General features: G+C 65.2%; 15 protein-coding genes. 11 read left to right on the top strand and 4 right to left on the bottom strand.

Annotated features, from left to right (window positions below):
* The first annotated feature begins 32 nt into the window (after nucleotides 1-32).
* The 8 genes from D4754_RS13440 to D4754_RS13405 all read left to right on the top strand — a co-directional run bounded on the left by D4754_RS13440 (nucleotide 33) and on the right by D4754_RS13405 (nucleotide 8,283).
* Nucleotides 33-1,166 (top strand): TFIIB-type zinc ribbon-containing protein, encoded by a 1,134-nt coding sequence (locus tag D4754_RS13440; protein ID WP_121064392.1) that lies wholly within the window; start codon nucleotides 33-35, stop codon nucleotides 1,164-1,166.
* A gap of 214 nt (nucleotides 1,167-1,380) precedes the next feature.
* Entirely contained in the window at nucleotides 1,381-2,055 is a 675-nt protein-coding gene (locus tag D4754_RS13435; protein ID WP_121064390.1) for a nitroreductase, read from the top strand.
* Between the two features lie 2 nt (nucleotides 2,056-2,057).
* On the top strand, nucleotides 2,058-2,501 hold the full coding sequence (gene dtd / locus D4754_RS13430; RefSeq protein ID WP_121064388.1) for a D-aminoacyl-tRNA deacylase: 444 nt from the start codon (nucleotides 2,058-2,060) through the stop codon (nucleotides 2,499-2,501).
* Nucleotides 2,502-2,659: 158 nt separating this feature from the next.
* Nucleotides 2,660-4,243 carry an ABC transporter substrate-binding protein gene (locus D4754_RS13425; protein ID WP_121064386.1) on the top strand — a complete coding sequence of 528 codons (1,584 nt, stop codon included), beginning with the start codon at nucleotides 2,660-2,662 and terminating at the stop codon, nucleotides 4,241-4,243.
* Nucleotides 4,244-5,200 (top strand): ABC transporter permease, encoded by a 957-nt coding sequence (locus D4754_RS13420; protein ID WP_121064384.1) that lies wholly within the window; start codon nucleotides 4,244-4,246, stop codon nucleotides 5,198-5,200. It begins immediately after the preceding gene.
* Between the two features lie 139 nt (nucleotides 5,201-5,339).
* Nucleotides 5,340-6,155 carry an ABC transporter permease gene (locus D4754_RS13415; protein WP_121064382.1) on the top strand — a complete coding sequence of 272 codons (816 nt, stop codon included), beginning with the start codon at nucleotides 5,340-5,342 and terminating at the stop codon, nucleotides 6,153-6,155.
* Entirely contained in the window at nucleotides 6,152-7,786 is a 1,635-nt protein-coding gene (locus D4754_RS13410; RefSeq protein WP_121064380.1) for an ABC transporter ATP-binding protein, read from the top strand. The genes D4754_RS13415 and D4754_RS13410 overlap by 4 nt, the downstream gene beginning before the upstream one ends.
* Before the next feature lie 164 nt (nucleotides 7,787-7,950).
* Nucleotides 7,951-8,283 (top strand): hypothetical protein, encoded by a 333-nt coding sequence (locus D4754_RS13405; RefSeq protein WP_121064378.1) that lies wholly within the window; start codon nucleotides 7,951-7,953, stop codon nucleotides 8,281-8,283.
* Between the two features lie 87 nt (nucleotides 8,284-8,370).
* Here D4754_RS13405 and D4754_RS13400 read toward each other — a convergent pair whose 3' ends face one another.
* The 4 genes from D4754_RS13400 to D4754_RS13385 all read right to left on the bottom strand — a co-directional run bounded on the left by D4754_RS13400 (nucleotide 8,371) and on the right by D4754_RS13385 (nucleotide 13,931).
* Nucleotides 8,371-8,730, bottom strand: coding sequence for a DUF4168 domain-containing protein (locus D4754_RS13400; RefSeq protein ID WP_121064375.1), 360 nt, complete (start codon nucleotides 8,728-8,730; stop codon nucleotides 8,371-8,373).
* Nucleotides 8,731-8,977: 247 nt separating this feature from the next.
* The gene (locus tag D4754_RS13395; protein ID WP_121064373.1) at nucleotides 8,978-9,916 is read right to left on the bottom strand and encodes an alpha/beta hydrolase; all 939 of its coding nucleotides are present in this window, start codon (nucleotides 9,914-9,916) and stop codon (nucleotides 8,978-8,980) included.
* Nucleotides 9,917-11,839 carry an acyl-CoA synthetase gene (locus tag D4754_RS13390; RefSeq protein ID WP_121064371.1) on the bottom strand — a complete coding sequence of 641 codons (1,923 nt, stop codon included), beginning with the start codon at nucleotides 11,837-11,839 and terminating at the stop codon, nucleotides 9,917-9,919.
* Nucleotides 11,840-12,113: 274 nt separating this feature from the next.
* On the bottom strand, nucleotides 12,114-13,931 hold the full coding sequence (locus D4754_RS13385; RefSeq protein ID WP_121064369.1) for an ABC transporter transmembrane domain-containing protein: 1,818 nt from the start codon (nucleotides 13,929-13,931) through the stop codon (nucleotides 12,114-12,116).
* Between the two features lie 304 nt (nucleotides 13,932-14,235).
* Between D4754_RS13385 and D4754_RS13380 the strand changes: the two genes are divergently transcribed.
* The 3 genes from D4754_RS13380 to D4754_RS13370 are packed head-to-tail and all read left to right on the top strand — an operon-like array spanning nucleotide 14,236 to nucleotide 17,746.
* Nucleotides 14,236-16,530, top strand: coding sequence for a bifunctional salicylyl-CoA 5-hydroxylase/oxidoreductase (locus D4754_RS13380; RefSeq protein ID WP_121064367.1), 2,295 nt, complete (start codon nucleotides 14,236-14,238; stop codon nucleotides 16,528-16,530).
* Nucleotides 16,527-17,270, top strand: coding sequence for an SDR family NAD(P)-dependent oxidoreductase (locus D4754_RS13375; protein WP_121064365.1), 744 nt, complete (start codon nucleotides 16,527-16,529; stop codon nucleotides 17,268-17,270). Before D4754_RS13380 ends, D4754_RS13375 begins: the two co-directional genes overlap by 4 nt.
* The gene (locus tag D4754_RS13370) at nucleotides 17,267-17,746 is read left to right on the top strand and encodes a MarR family winged helix-turn-helix transcriptional regulator (RefSeq protein WP_121064363.1); all 480 of its coding nucleotides are present in this window, start codon (nucleotides 17,267-17,269) and stop codon (nucleotides 17,744-17,746) included. The genes D4754_RS13375 and D4754_RS13370 overlap by 4 nt, the downstream gene beginning before the upstream one ends.

Raw genomic sequence — 17,746 nt, 5'->3', positions numbered from 1 at the left:
CGCGGACCTGACGACAGGAGATCCCGACCTTCATGCCGGACACCCCTCCGCCTCCCCCACCGTCGACCGGCCCGGCAAGGCCCGAGGCCGAGCATCGCTTTCCCTGTGAAAACTGCGGCGCCGACTACCGGTTCGACCCCGTCGCGGGCGAGCTGAAATGCGACCATTGCGGCCATACCGAACATGTGGGCGCGGGCCCCTGGGGCGGCGCGAAACTGCGCGAGTTGGATTTCAACAGCGCGGTCGCCCACGAACTGCCCGACGCGGAGATGGCCGAGACCCGCGGCGTTGCCTGCCCCAATTGCGGCGCGCATTTCGAATTCGACCCGGCGACCCACGCCGCCGAATGCCCGTTCTGCGCGACCCCCGTCGTTGTGGACACGGGCACCGAGCGCCTGATCAAGCCGCGCGGCGTGCTGCCCTTCGCGCTGGACGAACGCACCGCGCACAAGGCGATGAACGACTGGCTGGGCCGGTTGTGGTTCGCGCCCAACGGCCTGCAGGCCTATGCGCGCAAGGGTCGGAAGATGGACGGGATCTACGTGCCCTACTGGACCTTCGACGCCGACACTGCCTCGGAATACCGTGGCGAGCGGGGGGTGGTCTATTACGAGACCCGCACCGTCATGCGTGACGGGAAGCCGGTGCAGACCCAGGTGGCCCGCGTGCGCTGGTCGCCCCGGCGGGGCCGCGTGTCGCGGTTCTTCGACGACGTGCTGGTGCTGGCCTCGAAAAGCCTGCCCAAGAAATTCACCGATGCGCTGGAGCCGTGGGACCTGCACGCGCTGGTGCCCTACCAGCCGCAATTCCTGGCCGGCTTCCGCGCCGAAGGCTACACGGTGGATATCGAGACCGGCTACACCGAGGCGCGCGCCCACATGGCCCGGGTGATCGAACGCGACGTGCGCTTCGACATCGGCGGCGATCAGCAGCGGATCCATTCGATCCAGACGGATGTACGCAATGTGACCTTCAAGCACATCCTGCTGCCGGTCTGGCTGGCCGCCTACAAGTATCGGGGCGAGACCTATCGCTTCGTCGTGAACGGGCGCACCGGCCGGGTGCAGGGCGAACGGCCGTGGTCGACGGTGAAGATCATGATCGCGGTTGTCCTGGGGCTGATCGTGGCCGGGATTGCCGGGTTCGTGATCGCCAACAGCCAGTAGCCGGGGGCGGTGCGTGGGGACCACGCACCCTACGGGGCCGGGTGACGGATTGTCGGCGTGGTGGGGGCGCTGCCCCCGTCGCCCGTGCCGGGCTCCCCCCCGGAGTATTTTCGGAAAGAAGAACAAGGGAGACAGCGCCAAAGTACGCGGCGTTGCGGGTTGCGAGTGGCCCTGGGGAGGGTCAGTCTGGCGACGGTTTTGTCGGAGGTTTGTCATGTCGGTCGATCCCGCGGCGCTCGATGCGCTTTTTGCTGCACGCTATTCCTGCCGGGGGTTCCGGCCCGATCCGGTGCCGCGGGCGGATATCGAGGCGATCGTGGACACCGCGCGCAAGGTGCCATCGTGGTGCAATGCCCAGCCGTGGCAGGTGGTGATCACCTCGGGCGCCGAGACGGATGCGTTTCGCGCGGCGCTGATGGCCGAAGTAGGCTCGGGCGCGCCGAAGCCGGACATGGACCCGCCGACGGGGTATTCCGGTGTCTACCAGGAACGGCGGCGGACCTGTGGCTGGCAATTGTACAAGGCGGTGGGCATCGAGAAAGGCGACCGCGAGGCTTCGGCCCGGCAGGCGATGGAGAACTTCTCTCTCTTCGGCGCGCCGCATTGCGCGATCCTGTCGAGCCCGGCGGAGCTGGGGCCCTATGGCGGTGTGGATTGCGGGGGCTTTGTCGCGGCTTTCACCCTGGCGGCGCAGGCGCGCGGGGTGGCGAGTATCGCGCAGGCGGCTGTCGCGGCCTACGGGCCGTTCCTGCATGGGTATTTCGACATTCCGGACGACCGGTTGATCCTGTGCGCGATCTCGTTCGGGTACGAGGATCCGGACCATCCGGCCAACGGTTTTCGCACCGCGCGGGCCGATGTCGCCGATATCATCGACTGGAGGGGCTAGCGATGCGGGCGTTGTTGCAGCGGGTCAGCAGTGCATCCGTCACCGTCGAGGGCGAGGTGATCGGGCAGACGGGACGCGGGCTCATGGTGCTGATCTGCGCCATGCAGGGCGACGGCGAGGCCGAGGCGGACAGGCTGGCCACAAAGATCGCCAAGCTGCGCATCTTCCCCGACGAGGACGGGCGGATGAACCGGTCGGTTCTGGACATCGGGGGCGGGGCACTGGTGGTCAGCCAGTTCACCCTTGCCGCCGACACGAAACGCGGCAACCGGCCGGGCTTTTCCACGGCCGCGGCGCCCGAGGACGGGCGACGCCTGTATACCTATTTCGCGGACGCGCTTGCCGGTCAGGGGATTGCGGTCGAAACCGGCCGGTTCGGCGCCGACATGCAGGTCGCGCTGGTCAATGACGGGCCGGTGACGATCTGGATGGACACTTCAGAGTAGATTAATCAGCCCGCAGCGCGGCTTGGCGCAACACAAAAGGCCGCTTTGGCGGGCTTACGGGCCGTCCCCCCTTGCGGGATGGGGTGAAATCGGCATGCTCATGCGCATTCGTCAGGACTGACAATGACGGACCCCTGTGGGGGTCGCAGGAGGATTTCATGAACGATCAGCTACACTACCTGGCCGCACGCGTCACCGCCGGCCGGATGACTCGGCGCGCCTTCTTTGGACGCGCGGCCGCCCTGGGGATCACCGCCGCTGCCGCGAACTTCGCACTTTCGAGCGCGGCCATCGCCGCCGGCCCGCAGAAAGGCGGCACGATCCGTATGGGTATCCAGGGGGGATCGACCTCGGATTCGCTGGATCCGGCGCTGGCCACCAATACCGTTGCCCTGGCCCTGATCCGGCTCTGGGGCGAACCGCTGCTGGAACTGGCCCCCTTCGGCGGGCTCGAGCCGAAACTGGCGACGAGCTACGAGGCGTCCGCCGACGCCAAGACCTGGACCTTCAAGATCCGCACCGATGCGACGTTCTCGAACGGCAAGAGCGTGACGGCCGAAGACGTGCTGGCCACGATGGAACGCCATTCCGGCGAGGACACGAAATCGGGCGCCCTGGGCGTGATGCGCGGCATCGAGAGCATGTCGGTCGATGGTGACAACTTCATCGTCGAGCTGAAGCAGCCCAATGCCGACCTGCCCTACCTGATGACGGACTACCACCTGATCATCCAGCCCAATGGCGGCAAGGACGCGCCCGATGCGGCCATCGGCACCGGGCCTTACGTTTTGAAGAGCACCGACATGGGCGTGCGCTTCGTGGCCGAGAAGAACCCGGACTACTGGGGCGATCTGGGCCATGCCGACACGGTCGAACTGATCGTGATCAACGACAACACCGCCCGCGTGGCGGCCCTGCAATCGGGCCAGGTCGACATGATCGACCGCGTGCCGCCGCAGACCGCGAACCTTGTCGACCGCGCGCCGAACGTGACCGTGCATTCGACGAAGGGCCCGGGCCACTACGTGTTCATCGCCCACTGCAACACCGCCCCCTTCGACAACAACGACCTGCGGATGGCGCTGAAATACGGCATCGACCGGCAGGAACTGGTCGACAAGGTGCTGGCGGGCTATGGCTCGATCGGGAACGACACGCCGATCAACGACAGCTATCCGCTGTACACCGCCCTGCCCCAGCGGGAATACGATCCCGACAAGGCAGCCTTCCACTTCAAGAAGGCGGATTACGATGGCGAGATCCTGCTGCGGACGTCGGAGAACTCGTTCCCCGGTGCGCCCGATGCCGCGGCCTTGTTCCAGCAATCGCTGGCCAAGGCGGGCATCGACCTGACGATCAAGCGCGAACCCAATGACGGCTACTGGTCGGAAGTCTGGAACGCCAAGCCCTTCTGCACCAGCTACTGGGGCGGACGGTCGACGCAGGACCAGATGTTCTCGACCGCGTACCTGTCGACGGCCGACTGGAACGACACACGGTTCGACGATCCGAAATTCGACCAGATGCTGATCGCCGCACGCGCCGAGCTGGACGAGGCCAAGCGCAAGGAGATCTACGCCGACATGGGCCTGATCCTGAACGAGACGGGCGGCCTGATCTGCCCGATGTTCAACGACTTCCTGGGCGCCACATCCGACCGGGTGGCCGGCTGGGTCGACGGTCAGCGGGGCTATGACCTGATGAACATGTACGGCCCGTCGAAAATGTGGGTCGCCGCCTAGATGGCGCTTGTTGTCAAACTTCTGGTCCAGCGCATTGCGCTGGGCCTGCTTCTTCTGTTTGCCGCCTCGATCCTGATCTTCGTGGGCACCTCGATGCTGCCCGGCGATGTCGCGCAGGAAATCCTGGGACAAAGCGCCACGCCCGAGGCGCTGGCCAATCTGCGAGCCGAGCTTGGGTTGAACGAGCCAGCCCTGACACGCTACCTGAACTGGCTGGGCGGCGCGGTGCAGGGCGATTTTGGATCGGCCCTGACCAACGGGATGGATATCGCGACCTCCGTGAAATCCCGGCTTTCCAACACGCTGTTCCTTGCCTTCTGGGCCGCCGTCATCGCGGTGCCGCTGGCCATCATCCTGGGCCTGACCGCCGTGCGCTTTCGCGACCGCTGGCCCGACAAGGTGATTTCGGGATTCACGCTCGCCTCTGTCTCGCTGCCGGAATTCCTGGTGGGCTATCTTCTGATCTTCATCTTCGCGGTGAAGCTTCGGTGGTTCCCGTCTATGTCGATGATCTATGACGGCATGTCGCTGGGCCAGAAACTGAACGCGATCGCGATCCCCGTTCTGGTGCTGGTGCTGGTGGTGCTGGCACACATGATGCGCATGACCCGCGCCGCGATCCTGAACGTGATGCAATCGGCCTATATCGAAACGGCCGAGCTGAAGGGCCTGATGCGCTTCACCATCATCTGGAAACACGCCTTCCCGAATGCCATCGCGCCGGTCGTGAACGTTGTGATGCTGAACATGGCCTACCTTGTGGTGGGCGTCGTCGTGGTCGAGGTGGTGTTCGTCTATCCCGGCATGGGCCAGTACATGGTCGATCACGTGTCGAAGCGGGACGTGCCGGTGGTGCAGGCATGCGGGCTTCTGTTTGCCGCCGTCTATATCGGGCTGAACATGGTGGCCGATATCGTGGCGATCCTGTCCAATCCGCGCCTGAGGCACCCGAAATGAGCGGGCTCACGCAGCGTGACGGCCGCGCTCCCGTCAGCACGCATATCGGGCCCCACCCGTCCACCCCGCCGGCCGCTCCGCATCCGGCGACCTTTCCGGGCGCGCGGCGCCTGATCACCGGCAACGGGAGGGCTGCAGCATGATGCGCGTACCAATCGCCGCAGGCCTTGGGCTGGTCATCACCGTGGCGTTCTTCCTGGCCGCCATATTCGCCCCCCTCATCGCCCCCTATGGCATGGCCGAAGTGGTGGGCGACGTGTGGGAACCGGCCTCCGACAAGTTTCTGCTGGGCACCGACAATATCGGGCGCGATCTGCTGACGCGCCTGATCTATGGCGGGCGGACGACAATCTTCATCGCTGCCGCCGCGACGCTGCTGTCGTTCCTGACGGGCTCGATCTTGGGCTTCCTGGCCGCCGTGCTGGGCGGCTGGGCCGATCAGGCGCTGTCGCGTTTCGTCGACCTGATGATGGCGATCCCGTCCTTGATCTTCGCGCTGGTTGTCCTGTCGGTCATGCCCGTCACCGTGGGCGTGCTGATCCTTGTCATGGGGTTCCTCGATTCCACCCGCGTCTTCCGCCTGTCGCGGGCCGTCGCCGTGGACATCACCGTGATGGACTTCGTCGAGGCCGCACAATTGCGCGGCGAGGGCCGCAACTGGATCATCTTCCGCGAGATCCTGCCCAATGCCCTGTCGCCGCTGGTTTCGGAACTGGGGCTCAGGTTCATCTTCATGGTGCTCTTCATCTCGACCCTGTCGTTCCTTGGCCTTGGCGTGCAACCGCCGCTGGCCGACTGGGGCGGGATCGTGAAGGAGAACAAGGAGGGCATCGTCTACGGCATTCCGGCCGCGCTCTACCCGGCCGTGGCCATCGCGGCGCTGTCGATCTCGGTCAACCTTGTGGCTGACTGGGTGCTGAACCGGACCACATCTCTGAAAGGGGGCCGCGGATGAGCGAACTTCTGACCATCCGCGACCTGAAGATCGGCGCCACGGCCTATCCGCCGGGCGAACCGCCGCAATGGCTGGAGATCGTCAAGGGTGTTTCGGTCACGCTGGAAAAGGGCAAGGTGCTGGGCCTGATCGGCGAAAGCGGCGCCGGCAAGTCTACCATCGGGCTGGCCGCGCTGGCCTATGGCCGTGGCGGGGTCGAGATCTCCGGCGGCGAGGTGCTGGTCAACGACCGGGATATCCTGCAGAGCCGCCAGAAGGATCTGCGCAGCCTCCGCGGGGGCGAGGTGACGTACGTCGCCCAATCCGCCGCCGCCGCCTTCAACCCGGCCCGCAAGCTGATGGACCAGGTGATCGAGGCGACGCTGGAACATGGCCGCATGTCCAAGTCGGAGGCCGAGGCGCGCGCCGTGAACCTGTTTCGCGTGCTGGGCCTGCCCGATCCCGAAACCTTCGGATCGCGCTATCCCCATCAGGTCTCGGGCGGGCAATTGCAGCGGGCGATGACGGCCATGGCGCTCTGCCCCGCGCCGGATCTGGTTGTGTTTGATGAGCCGACCACCGCACTTGACGTGACCACCCAGATCGAGGTTCTGGCCGCCATCAAGACCGCCATCCGCGAAACCGGCGTGGCCGCGATCTACATCACCCACGACCTGGCGGTCGTCGCACAGGTCAGCGATCACATCATGGTCCTGCGCCATGGCGAGACGGTCGAATATGGCGAGACCGACCAGATCATCAACTCCCCGCGCGAGGAATATACCCGCGCGCTGGTCTCGGTCCGCAAGATCCAGCACGTGGAGAAGGCGCCCAAGGGCGAACCTGTCCTGAAGGTCGAAAACATCACCGCGCGCTATCGCGGTGTGCCGCGCGACGTGCTGAAGGACATCAATGTCGAGGTCTATCCCGGCCAGACGCTGGCCGTGGTGGGCGAAAGCGGATCGGGCAAGTCGACGCTGGCGCGCGTGATCACCGGACTGCTGACGCCTTCGGACGGGCAGATCACCTTCGACGGGCGCACGCTTTCGCCCGCCATGCCGGGCCGCACGCGGGATGACCTGCGGCAGGTCCAGATGATCTACCAGATGGCCGACACCGCGATGAACCCGCGCCAGACCGTGGGCACGATCATCGGCCGGCCGCTGGAGTTCTATTTCGGCCTGAAGGGCGCGGCGAAGCGCAAGCGCGTGGCCGAGCTGCTGGAAAAGATCGAACTGGGCGATGGTTTTCTTGATCGCTATCCGGCGGAACTGTCGGGCGGGCAGAAGCAGCGGGTGTGCATCGCGCGCGCGCTGGCCGCCGACCCGCAATTGATCCTGTGTGACGAGGTGACATCGGCGCTCGACCCGCTGGTGGCGGACGGGATCCTGAAGCTGCTGCTGGAATTGCAGGCCGAAGAGAACGTGGCCTACCTGTTCATCACCCACGACCTGGCGACGGTGAAGGCCATCGCCGACAGCATCGCGGTGATGTACCAGGGCGAAGTCGTCCGCTATGGGCCCAAGACGCAGGTGCTGTCCCCGCCCTTCGACGCATATACCGACCTGCTGTTGTCCTCCGTCCCCGAGATGGAGCTGGGCTGGCTGGAAGACGTCATCGAACACCGCCGGATGGAGAGCGCGGGGAACTGATCTCCGCGCCTCCCGCTTCGGTCGGCAGGTGCGTCTTGTGTATGTCCGGCACCGGAAGGGCGGGGAAACACCCACGACCCCGGTGGGCGGACTTTTCGTTTGGGTGATCCGGATCGGGTCGTTTTAAGGCTTCCGCTACGTAAACTCAGGAGGAGACCCCACCCATGCATATTTCGTTCATCGCCGCCTTGGCGTCTTTCGCGGCGTTCAGCAGCCTCCCCGCCCTCGCCCAGACGGTGCATCCGATCGTGTTCACCGATGGCAAGGCGTCCACCTACCAGATCAACGCCAAGGTCGGCTATACCGTCGCGTTCTACCACATGGACGAAGACGAAGCGCACCAGCTCTATTCGACCGACGAGGATCACCAGTTCGACGTGAAGCACATCTTCGAGAACGGCGATCACTTCGATATCGAACTGACGAGCGCGGGCAACTTCCAGATCCTCTGCCATGCGATGCCGCACATGGAAATCGCGGTCCACGTCACCGAGTAGACTTGCCGGGCGGCCGGGCCGGCAAAAAGAAGGGCCCGACATCTGCCATGATGCCGGGCCCCTGGACGTGACGCATCGCGGTGCGCGTCAGTCCTGCTTGGTCCGTTCGGCCACCATCAGGTTGATCCGGTCCGCGAGATCCTGATCGTTCTGCAGCGCCTGGCCGATCGATACGTATTCCTCGACGGTGATGCCGTCCGTCTCCTCGATATGGGCCTGCGCTTCGGCCTGGGCCTGGGTCGTGATCTGCTGACGCTCCGCATCGGTCTGGGCGGCCTGAAGATCCTGCTGCGCCTGCGCTGTCACCTGGCTGACCTCAAGCGCGGCCGTCACGAAATCGTCGAGCTTGGCGTCGCTGTAATCGGCCGCCTGTGCCAGCGCGGCCGTCCCGCCCAGCCCAAGAACGGTGGCCACGGCGCCGGCTTTCAATGTCGTCGTAAAGGTCATGCGGTTTCCTTCGCTTGATCTGTTTCGCTGCAAACAGAGCTAGGTATTTGCGCCCGACGGTGCAAACCGGGCAGCGGATCCGCGCCGCCAAGCGCTTGGAAATCAGCAAGATTTTGCTGCCTACAGGTCGGAATGCCACCAGTCGGCTTGCATCCGGCACCGGGCGACCGTGGCGACCGGGCAGACGCCAGCGAAAGGAACGAGGCCCCCACCGCCTGCCGTTCACGCAGGCGGCGCCCCACGGATACTACTCGTCTTCGTCGTAGGGCCAGATGCCCTGCCCCAGCGCCTCGATGGCAAGGACGATGCGTTCGAAGGCCGCGTGGGCGCGCGCCGACATGTTGCGGGCGCGCAGGAAGGAATGGACCAGCCCGTCCTCGTTCTTCCAGTAGACCGGCACGCCCGCCGCGCGCAGGCGATCGCGGTATTGCAGCGCATCGTCGCGCAGCGGATCGCAATCGGCGGTGAAGATGGCCGTCGGCGGCAGGCTCTTGTAATTCGTGTCCCAGAGCGGCGCATAGGACGGGTCGCCCCGCACATCCTGCCCGTCGGACAGGCGGATGTTCTCGTAGAACTGAACCTCGTCCCGCGTCAGCATCGGCGCCTGCGCATGGTCGGTATAGGACGGGAGCGAGCGATCGCCGCCAAGGCCGGGATAGATCAGCACCTGCCCCACGATCCGGAACCCCTTGCACCGCGTGCCATGCGCCACCGCCGCGGCAAGATTGCCGCCCGCGCTGTCGCCCACCAGGACGATGTCGTCGTCGGGGAAGGTCTTGCACGCCCATGTCAGCGCCGCCATCGCGTCGTCATAGGCGGCCGGGTGCTTGTGTTCGGGGGCCAGCCGGTAATCGACCGAGATCACCCGGTTCCCGGTCTGCGCGCAGAATTCGGCGCAGACATCGTCGTGGCTTTCCAGCCCGCCCACGACGAACCCGCCGCCGTGGAAGAACAGCACCGTGCCCACCGGCGCGCCGGCGGTGTAGACGCGCATCGTCACGCCGTCGACGGTCAGGTCCTCGGTCTCGACCCCCTCGGGATAGCCCTGGTGGAAATGGGCCGCCATCCGGTCGTAGATCTCGCGCTGGCCGGCGATGTCGCGTTCCACGGCATCTTCAGGGTAGAGGCTTCCCACCTCCCGGATGTAGGCCCAGGTCTCGGCATCGATGAGGGAGTCGTATTTCATTCAGGCGACCTCGGGCGCGGCCTTCTTCGCCTGGGCGTCGTCGACCCACTCCCACGGCCGGGTGAATTCCCCCAGGACATGCTTCACCTTTTCCGGATCCGCGCCGTTGCGCTCCAATTGCGCCGTAAGACCCAGCTTCTTGCTTTCGACCACCGACACGACCCGCGCGTCGCACCCGGCGGCCTCGAGCGCTTCGTTGTAGACGCGGGTGATCGCGCTGCGGCGCAGGTCTGGCTTGAACACCTTGCCGACGGCAGTTTTGGGCAGTTCGTCCAGGATCTCGATATGCTTCGGATGCGCCGCCCGTTCGTGGACGTGCACCTTGCAATACTCCATCAGTTCTTCCGGCGTGACACTCGCCCCGCCCACAAGCTCGACATAGGCACAGGGTAGTTCGCCCGCCCGCGCATCGGGCTGGCCGATGGCACCGGCGAAGGCCACGGCCTTGTGGCCCAGCAGCGCCTCTTCGATCTCGGCCGGGTCGATGTTGTGGCCGCCCCGGATGATCAGGTCCTTCGCGCGGCCGGTGATCCAGACATAGCTGTCGGCGTCGATCCGGCCCAGGTCACCCGTGCGCAGGAAGGTGTCGAAGTAGTAGAGATCCTTGTTCTTGTCATGCTCGGTATAGGTCCCCCCGGCCCGGACACCGGGGTTCGATATGCAGATCTCCCCCACCTCGTCCACGCCGCATTCGACGGGGCCGTCGGCCGTGCCCTTGATGATCTTGACCTGCGTATAGGGGTAGCGCAGCCCGATCGAGCCCACCTTCTTCTCGCCTTCCGGCGGGTTGCCACAGACAAGGCAGGTGGCTTCCGTCAGCCCGTAGCCTTCGATGATGGTGACGCCCGTCGCCTCCTCGAACCGCTTGAAGAGTTCCAGCGGCAAGGGGGCCGAGCCCGAGAATGCCGTCTTCACCGACGAGATATCGGCATCGACAGGGCGCTGCATGCAGGCGGAAATGGCGGTGGGAACGGTGATGATGAACGTCGTCTGGTAGCGTTCGTTCAGCTTCCAGAAATTGTCGAACACGCCTTCGCCGCGGTAGCCCTGCGGCGTGGGGAAGATCACGTGCGCGCCGGAATAGACGGCCGCCATCAGGATCACGTGACAGGCAAAGACATGGAACAGGGGCAGCGGACACATCACGTTGTCGCCCGCCCGGAACAGCAGGTCGCCGCCCAGCCAGCCGTTGTAGACGATCCCGCTGTAGGAATGCTGCGCCACCTTGGGCATGCCTGTCGTGCCGCCGGTGTGGAAATAGCAGGCGACCCGGTCTTCGGTCGCGTCGGCGAATGTCAGTTCCGTCGGTTGCTTGGCCAGCTCGGCACGGAAGTTCAGGTAATCGGCATGGGTCGCCTTGGTTTCGATCTTGGGCCGGATCAGCGGCACGATCCAGCTTTTTGGCGGCGTCAGGTAGCGGTTCAGGTCGACTTCCAGCACCGTGTTGACGCCCGGCGCGTGGCGCACGGCCTCGGCCACTTTCTCGGCCACGTCGGTTTTCGGGAAGGGCCGCAGGGTGACGACGACCTTGGCCTTCGTCTCCCGCAGGATCGAGGCGATCTGTTCCGGTTCCAGCAGCGGGTTGATCGGGTTGACGATGCCGGCAATGGCCCCGCCCAGAAGCGATATCACCGTCTCATTACAGTTGGGCAGGACGTAGGCCACCGTATCGCCCTCGCCTACGCCCAGCGACCGGAAGAGGTTCGCGGCCTGCACGGACCGGTCATGCATCTCCTTCCAGGTCAGCGTCTCGGCCTTGTCGGTGGGGCCGGACAGCAACTGGAAGGTGACGCCCTTGTGGGTCGGATACGCGTCGGCCGTGCGCTTCAGCATCTGGTACAGCGTCTTCGGTACGGGACGCTCGTTCCATGGCATCTCTGACTCGATGGATTCGACGTCGGCCAGGCTGGTGATGGTGCGCATTTCTCTCTCCTCCCAAAGAGGCCCGTCAGTGACGCGGCGTGTTGCCGGGCAGGATGCTGCCAAAGCGGTCCGCGCGCAAGAGTTGCCGCGGGATGTCCGCGGGTAAAGCAGAGGCCTGCAAGGCTGCCACCGGAAAGGATGAAAGAAGCGGCAGCGGGATCCCGGCTGAGCCGATTCCGGGCGCGCCTGAGTGCGGGTGGCGGAGGCCGCAGGCGGCCGCCGGGTGGGCGGGCGGGCCCGCGCGAGGGCGCGATCCCCGGCCGCGCAACCCCGATCAGGCGGCTGCCGATCCGTCCGTGAACTGCAACCGGGCCAGCCGCGCATAAAGCCCGCCTTCGGCCACAAGCTGGTCATGGCTGCCCTGCGCCACGATGCGACCGGCCTCCAGCACCACGATCCGGTCGGCCTTCTTCACCGTTGCCAGCCGGTGCGCCACGATCAGCATCGTCCGCCCCTTGCGCAATTCGTCGATGGCCTGCTGCACCGCACGTTCGCTTTCGGCATCAAGCGCGCTCGTCGCCTCGTCCAGCAGCAGCACCGGCGCGTCCCGCAGGATCGCGCGGGCCAGCGCGATGCGTTGTTTCTGACCGCCCGACAGCATCACGCCGCGTTCGCCGACATACGTATCGAAGCCTTCGGGCAGCGCCGCGATGAAATCATGCGCCGCCGCCGTGCGTGCGGCTTCCTCCACCTCGGCATCGGTGGCATCCGGGCGGCCGAAGCGGATGTTTTCGCGCGCCGAGGCGGCGAAGATCATCGGGTCCTGCGGCACCAGCGCCAGCGACTGCCGGAAATCGCCGCGGGCAAGGTCGGTCAGCGCAACACCGTCCAGCTTCACGGCGCCGCTTTCGGGATCGTAGAACCGCAGGATCATCTGCAGGATCGTCGTCTTGCCCGCGCCCGACGGGCCCACGAACGCCACCGTCTCACCCGGCCGGATGGTCAGCGAGACATGGTCGAGCGCCGAGGTTTCGGGCCGCGAGGGGTAGCGAAACACGACATCGTCGAACACGATCTCTCCCCGCACAGGCTGCGGCAGGGCTTGCGGGGCGGCGGGGTCGTTCACGCTGTCCGCGATCGCCAGCAGTTCCACCAGCCGTTCGGTCGCGCCCGCGGCACGCTGCAATTCGCCCATGATTTCCGAAAGGGCCGCGACCGAGCCCGCGACCATCACCGAATAGATCACGAACTGGATCAGCATCCCGTCGGTCATGACGCCGGTGCGCACGTCATTCGCACCGATCCACAGAACGCCCACGATCCCGGCAAAAACGAGGAAGATGATGATCACCGTCATCCACGCCCGCGTCCGGATCCGGTCGAGCGATACGCGGTAGGATGTCTCGGTCATCTCGCCGAAGGAGGCCCGGCTCAGGCCTTCATGGGTGAAGGCCTGCACCGTCTGCACGGCGTTCAGCGCCTCGGACGCATTGCCGGAGGACGCCGCGATCCAGTCCTGGTTCTCGCGGCTGATCTTCCGCAGGCGCCGCCCCAGCACAAGGATCGGCACCACCACGGCGGGCACAAGCAGCAGCACCAGCCCCGACAGCTTCATCGAGGTCGCCATCATCAGCGCCAGCCCGCCCACGAGGATCAGGATGTTCCGAAGCGCGATGGACGCCGACGAGCCCAGAACGGACTGCACCAGCGTCGTGTCGGTGGTGATCCGGCTCAGCACCTCGCCCGTCATCAGTTTTTCGTAGAAGGCCGGGCTCATCGACAGCACGCGGTTGAAGACGGCCATGCGGATATCGGCCACCACCCGTTCGCCCAGCCGGGTCACCAGCGCATAGCGCAGCCCCGTGCCAAGGGCGAGCACCAGCGCGATGCCCAGCGCGGCCAGCACGTACTGGTCCAGCATCTCGGCATTGGTGCCGCGGAAATTGTCGACCACGCGGCGCACGGCCAGCGGCAGGGTCAGCGACACGGCCGCCGTCAGCATCAGCGCGCCAATGGCCGCCAAGATCAGCATCCGGTACGGCGCCATGAAGGGCCAGAGCGACCGCAGGCTGGACACCTTTTTCGACCGCTCCCGTTCGTCGCTTTCCACCGGAGCGGTCGCACCGCCCGCTGATCTCGGCTTTCGCGCCATTCGCCTGTCCTTGTTCTCAATCCATGCGTGACGGGGGTTCACACCGCACTGCCACGCAGTCCCTCTACTTGACCGCCCGGGCACAGAGGGTCAAGCCGCGACCGGTCTCGGCGCGCTGCGCACCCGCTTCCCGCTCCTTCCCCGTCCCGAACTCATCAGGCCCCAATGCATCAAGCTTGGATATTTCTAGTTCATATATTTCTAGTTTTGATATTTTTAACTTGAAATATATTTTAACCGCGCTACGGTTTTCCCATCAGGGGGCGGCAAGGCCGCACTGCAGGGGCAGAAGGAGAGGACGACGATGCGAGTTGTGTGTCTTGGCGGGGGGCCTGCCGGTCTTTACTTTGCGATCTCGATGAAGCTGCGCGACCCGTCGCACGAGGTGACGGTGCTGGAGCGGAACCGCGCGAACGATACCTTCGGCTGGGGCGTGGTCCTGTCCGACGACGCGCTGGGGAAGATGGAGGTCAACGACCCCCAGAGCACCCGCGCGATCCGCGAGCAGTTCACCTACTGGGATGACATCGCGGTCGAGGTGAACGGCCAGCGGTCGGTGTCGGGCGGGCACGGCTTCGCGGGCATCGGCCGGATGCAAATGTTGCTGTTACTTCAGGAAAGAGCGGTGGAACTGGGTGTGAACCTGCAGTTCGAGGCCGAATTCGACAGCGCGGAATCCTACAAGAACGACTACGATCTGGTGGTCGCCTGCGACGGGATCAATTCGAAGATCCGTGCCGAATATGCAGACGTCTTCCAGCCCGATGTCGACGTCCGGAAGTGCAAGTTCGTCTGGCTTGGCACCCACCAGAAGTTCAACGACGCCTTCACCTTCCTGTTCGAAAAGACGGAACATGGCTGGATGTGGGCGCATGTCTACCAGTTCGACGACAACACCGCGACCTTCATAGTGGAGTGCCTTGAGCCGACATGGGACGCCTTCGGATTCGCTGACATGACGAAGGAGGAGACGGTCGAAGCCTGCCGGAAGGTCTTCGAATCACATCTGGACGGGCATGACCTGATCTCGAACGCCACGCATCAGCGCGGTTCGGCCGTGTGGATGAACTTCCCCCGGGTGATCTGCGAGAAATGGCACCACGAGAACGTCGTGCTGATGGGCGATGCGGCAGCGACGGGGCATTTCTCCATCGGCTCCGGTTCGCGCCTGGCCTTCGACAGCGCGATTGCCCTGGCCGATTACCTGCACAGCGAACCCGACATGGAACGCGCCTTCGAACGCTACCAGGCGGAACGGCGGCTGGAAGTTCTGCGCATCCAGTCGGCGGCGCGCAACAGCCTTGAATGGTTCGAAAACGTCGAACGCTACCTTGATCAAAGCCCCTTGCAGTTCACCTACAACCTGCTGACCCGGTCCCAGCGGATCAGCCACGAGAACCTGCGCCTGCGCGATCCCGAATGGGTGGAAGAGGCCGAGCGCTGGTTTCAGACCCGCGCGGGCCTGCCCGCGGATGCCCCCGTCCGCGCACCCATGTTCGTCCCCTACAAGCTGCGCGAGATGGAACTGAAGAACCGCGTCGTCGTCTCCCCCATGGCGCAGTACAAGGCCGTCAACGGTTGCCCCACCGATTGGCACTTCACCCACTACGCCGAACGCGCCAAGGGCGGCGCCGGGCTTGTCTGTACGGAAATGACCTGCGTGTCCCCCACCGGGCGCATCACGCCGGGCTGCCCCGGGCTCTATGCATCGGAACACGAGGCCGCGTGGAAGCGGCTGGTCGATTTCGTCCATGCCGAGACGGATGCCAAGATCTGCAGCCAGATCGGCCATTCCGGGCGCAAGGGATCGACCCAGATCGGCTGGGAGGACATGGACGAACCCCTGAAGCATGGCAACTGGGAGCTGATGTCGGCCTCGCCCATCCCGTGGTCGGACAATAACGCCACCCCGCAGGAGATGTCACAATCGGACATGGACGAGGTCGCGGCACAGTTCGTCGTCTCGACCCACATGGCCGCGCGAGTCGGGTTCGACATGGTCGAACTGCACGCTGCCCACGGCTACCTGATTTCGTCCTTCATCTCTCCGGTCTCGAACAAGCGCACCGACGAATACGGCGGGTCGCTGAAAAACCGGATGCGCTACCCGCTGGAGGTTTTCCGCGCGATGCGGTCGGCCTGGCCGCAGGGCAAGCCGATGTCGGTCCGGATCTCGGCCAATGACTGGGTCGAGGAAGACGGCGTCACCCCGGACGAGGCGGTTGAGATCGCCGCGATGTTCCGCGAAGCCGGCGCCGATATCATCGACGTCTCCGCCGGGCAGACCAGCATCGATGCCAAACCGGTCTATGGGCGGATGTTCCAGACCCCGTTTTCGAACCAGATCCGGAACGAACTCGACATGCCCACCATGGCCGTCGGCAACATCTTCGAGGCCGATCACGTCAACTCGATCCTGCTGGCCGGTCGCGCCGACCTTGTGTGCCTTGCCCGTCCGCATCTGGCCGATCCCTACTGGACGCTGCACGCCGCCGTCGACCTGGGTGACACGAGTGTCACCTGGCCCAACCCCTATCTCGCGGGCCGCGATCAGGCCTACCGCCTGCGCGATCAACAGCAAGAGTCGATCCGGGTATGACACTGATGGGACGCAATATCGTGGTGACCGGCGGCGGCTCCGGCGTGGGGGCCGAGACGGCGAAGGTCCTGGCCGACGCGGGCGCCACCGTCACCATTCTGGGCCGGCGGGAAGAGCCCTTGAAGGCGCAGGGCCTGCCCTATCAGGTCTGCGACGTGACCGACCCGGATGCGGTGGCGCGGGCCTTCGATGCCATCCGGGCCGATCATGGGCCTATCAGCGTGGTGATCGCCAATGCGGGCGCGGCGGAAAGCGTGCCCTTCGACAAGATGACACCTGCCGACCTGCAGGCGATGATGTCGGTCAACCTGACCGGTGTCGTCAACGTGTGGCAGGCCGCGCTTGCCGACATGCGCGCGGCGGGCTGGGGACGGATGATCGCCATCGCCTCCACCGCCGGGCTGAAGGGTTACGCTTACGTGTCGGCCTATTGCGCGGCCAAGCACGCCGTCGTGGGCCTGACTCGCGCGCTGGCGCAGGAACTCGGGACGACCGGCATCACCGTCAACGCGATCTGCCCGGGCTTCATCGAAACCCCGCTGCTCGACCGTTCGATCGCGAAGATCACGGACAAGACCGGAATGACCGCGGCCGAGGCGCGCGCCACACTGCTTGCAGGCACTCCGCAGAAACGTTTCGTGCAGACGGCCGAAGTCGCGGGCGCGGCCTTGTGGCTGTGCTCGGACGCGGCACAATCGATGAACGGGCACGCGATGGCCCTTTCGGGAGGTGAGATATGAGTTCCAGTCAAGTGACCCAACCCATGCCGATATCGAAAGAGAGGCTCCGTTTGTGGCTTAAACTTCTGAAAGCCTCGCGCCATGTCGAAAGCGAGATCCGCCGCCGCATGCGCAGCGAGTTCAACTCCACCCTGCCCCGGTTCGATGTCATGGCATCGCTCGCGCGTGCGCCCGAAGGCCTGCGGATGAGCGGGATTTCCGGCATGCTGAAAGTGTCGAACGGCAATGTCACGGTTATCGTCGACAAACTGGTCGAGGAAGGCCTGGCCGTGCGCGAAGCCGTGCCGGGCGACCGCCGCGCCAGCATCGTGCGGCTGACCGACAAGGGACAGGAGGTCTTTGCCAATCACGCCGCCGTGCACGAAACTTGGATCGACGAGATCCTGGGCGGGCTGAGCCAGGACGATGTCGAGGGCATGAACCTGCGGCTGGACCATCTGGCCAAGCATCTGGACGAGATCGTGGTGAAGGACTGA

It is taken from the genome of Chachezhania antarctica (genome assembly GCF_003646465.1).
Taxonomy (GTDB): Bacteria; Pseudomonadota; Alphaproteobacteria; order Rhodobacterales; family Rhodobacteraceae; genus Chachezhania; species Chachezhania antarctica.
The sequence above is the reverse complement of the archived record's forward strand: the minus strand, read 5'-3'. Positions and strand labels throughout refer to the sequence as shown.

Bases quoted from the DNA above. Each gene is read 5' to 3' on its own strand.
- D4754_RS13440 (WP_121064392.1), top strand. From the start codon at position 33: ATGCCGGACACCCCTCCGCCTCCCCCACCGTCGACCGGCCCGGCAAGG.
- D4754_RS13420 (WP_121064384.1), top strand. From the start codon at position 4,244: ATGGCGCTTGTTGTCAAACTTCTGGTCCAGCGCATTGCGCTGGGCCTG.
- D4754_RS13395 (WP_121064373.1), bottom strand. From the start codon at position 9,916: ATGAAATACGACTCCCTCATCGATGCCGAGACCTGGGCCTACATCCGG.
- D4754_RS13370 (WP_121064363.1), top strand. From the start codon at position 17,267: ATGAGTTCCAGTCAAGTGACCCAACCCATGCCGATATCGAAAGAGAGG.
- D4754_RS13400 (WP_121064375.1), bottom strand. From the start codon at position 8,730: ATGACCTTTACGACGACATTGAAAGCCGGCGCCGTGGCCACCGTTCTT.
- D4754_RS13385 (WP_121064369.1), bottom strand. From the start codon at position 13,931: ATGGCGCGAAAGCCGAGATCAGCGGGCGGTGCGACCGCTCCGGTGGAA.
- D4754_RS13405 (WP_121064378.1), top strand. From the start codon at position 7,951: ATGCATATTTCGTTCATCGCCGCCTTGGCGTCTTTCGCGGCGTTCAGC.
- D4754_RS13415 (WP_121064382.1), top strand. From the start codon at position 5,340: ATGATGCGCGTACCAATCGCCGCAGGCCTTGGGCTGGTCATCACCGTG.
- D4754_RS13435 (WP_121064390.1), top strand. From the start codon at position 1,381: ATGTCGGTCGATCCCGCGGCGCTCGATGCGCTTTTTGCTGCACGCTAT.
- dtd (WP_121064388.1), top strand. From the start codon at position 2,058: ATGCGGGCGTTGTTGCAGCGGGTCAGCAGTGCATCCGTCACCGTCGAG.
- D4754_RS13410 (WP_121064380.1), top strand. From the start codon at position 6,152: ATGAGCGAACTTCTGACCATCCGCGACCTGAAGATCGGCGCCACGGCC.
- D4754_RS13380 (WP_121064367.1), top strand. From the start codon at position 14,236: ATGCGAGTTGTGTGTCTTGGCGGGGGGCCTGCCGGTCTTTACTTTGCG.
- D4754_RS13390 (WP_121064371.1), bottom strand. From the start codon at position 11,839: ATGCGCACCATCACCAGCCTGGCCGACGTCGAATCCATCGAGTCAGAG.
- D4754_RS13375 (WP_121064365.1), top strand. From the start codon at position 16,527: ATGACACTGATGGGACGCAATATCGTGGTGACCGGCGGCGGCTCCGGC.
- D4754_RS13425 (WP_121064386.1), top strand. From the start codon at position 2,660: ATGAACGATCAGCTACACTACCTGGCCGCACGCGTCACCGCCGGCCGG.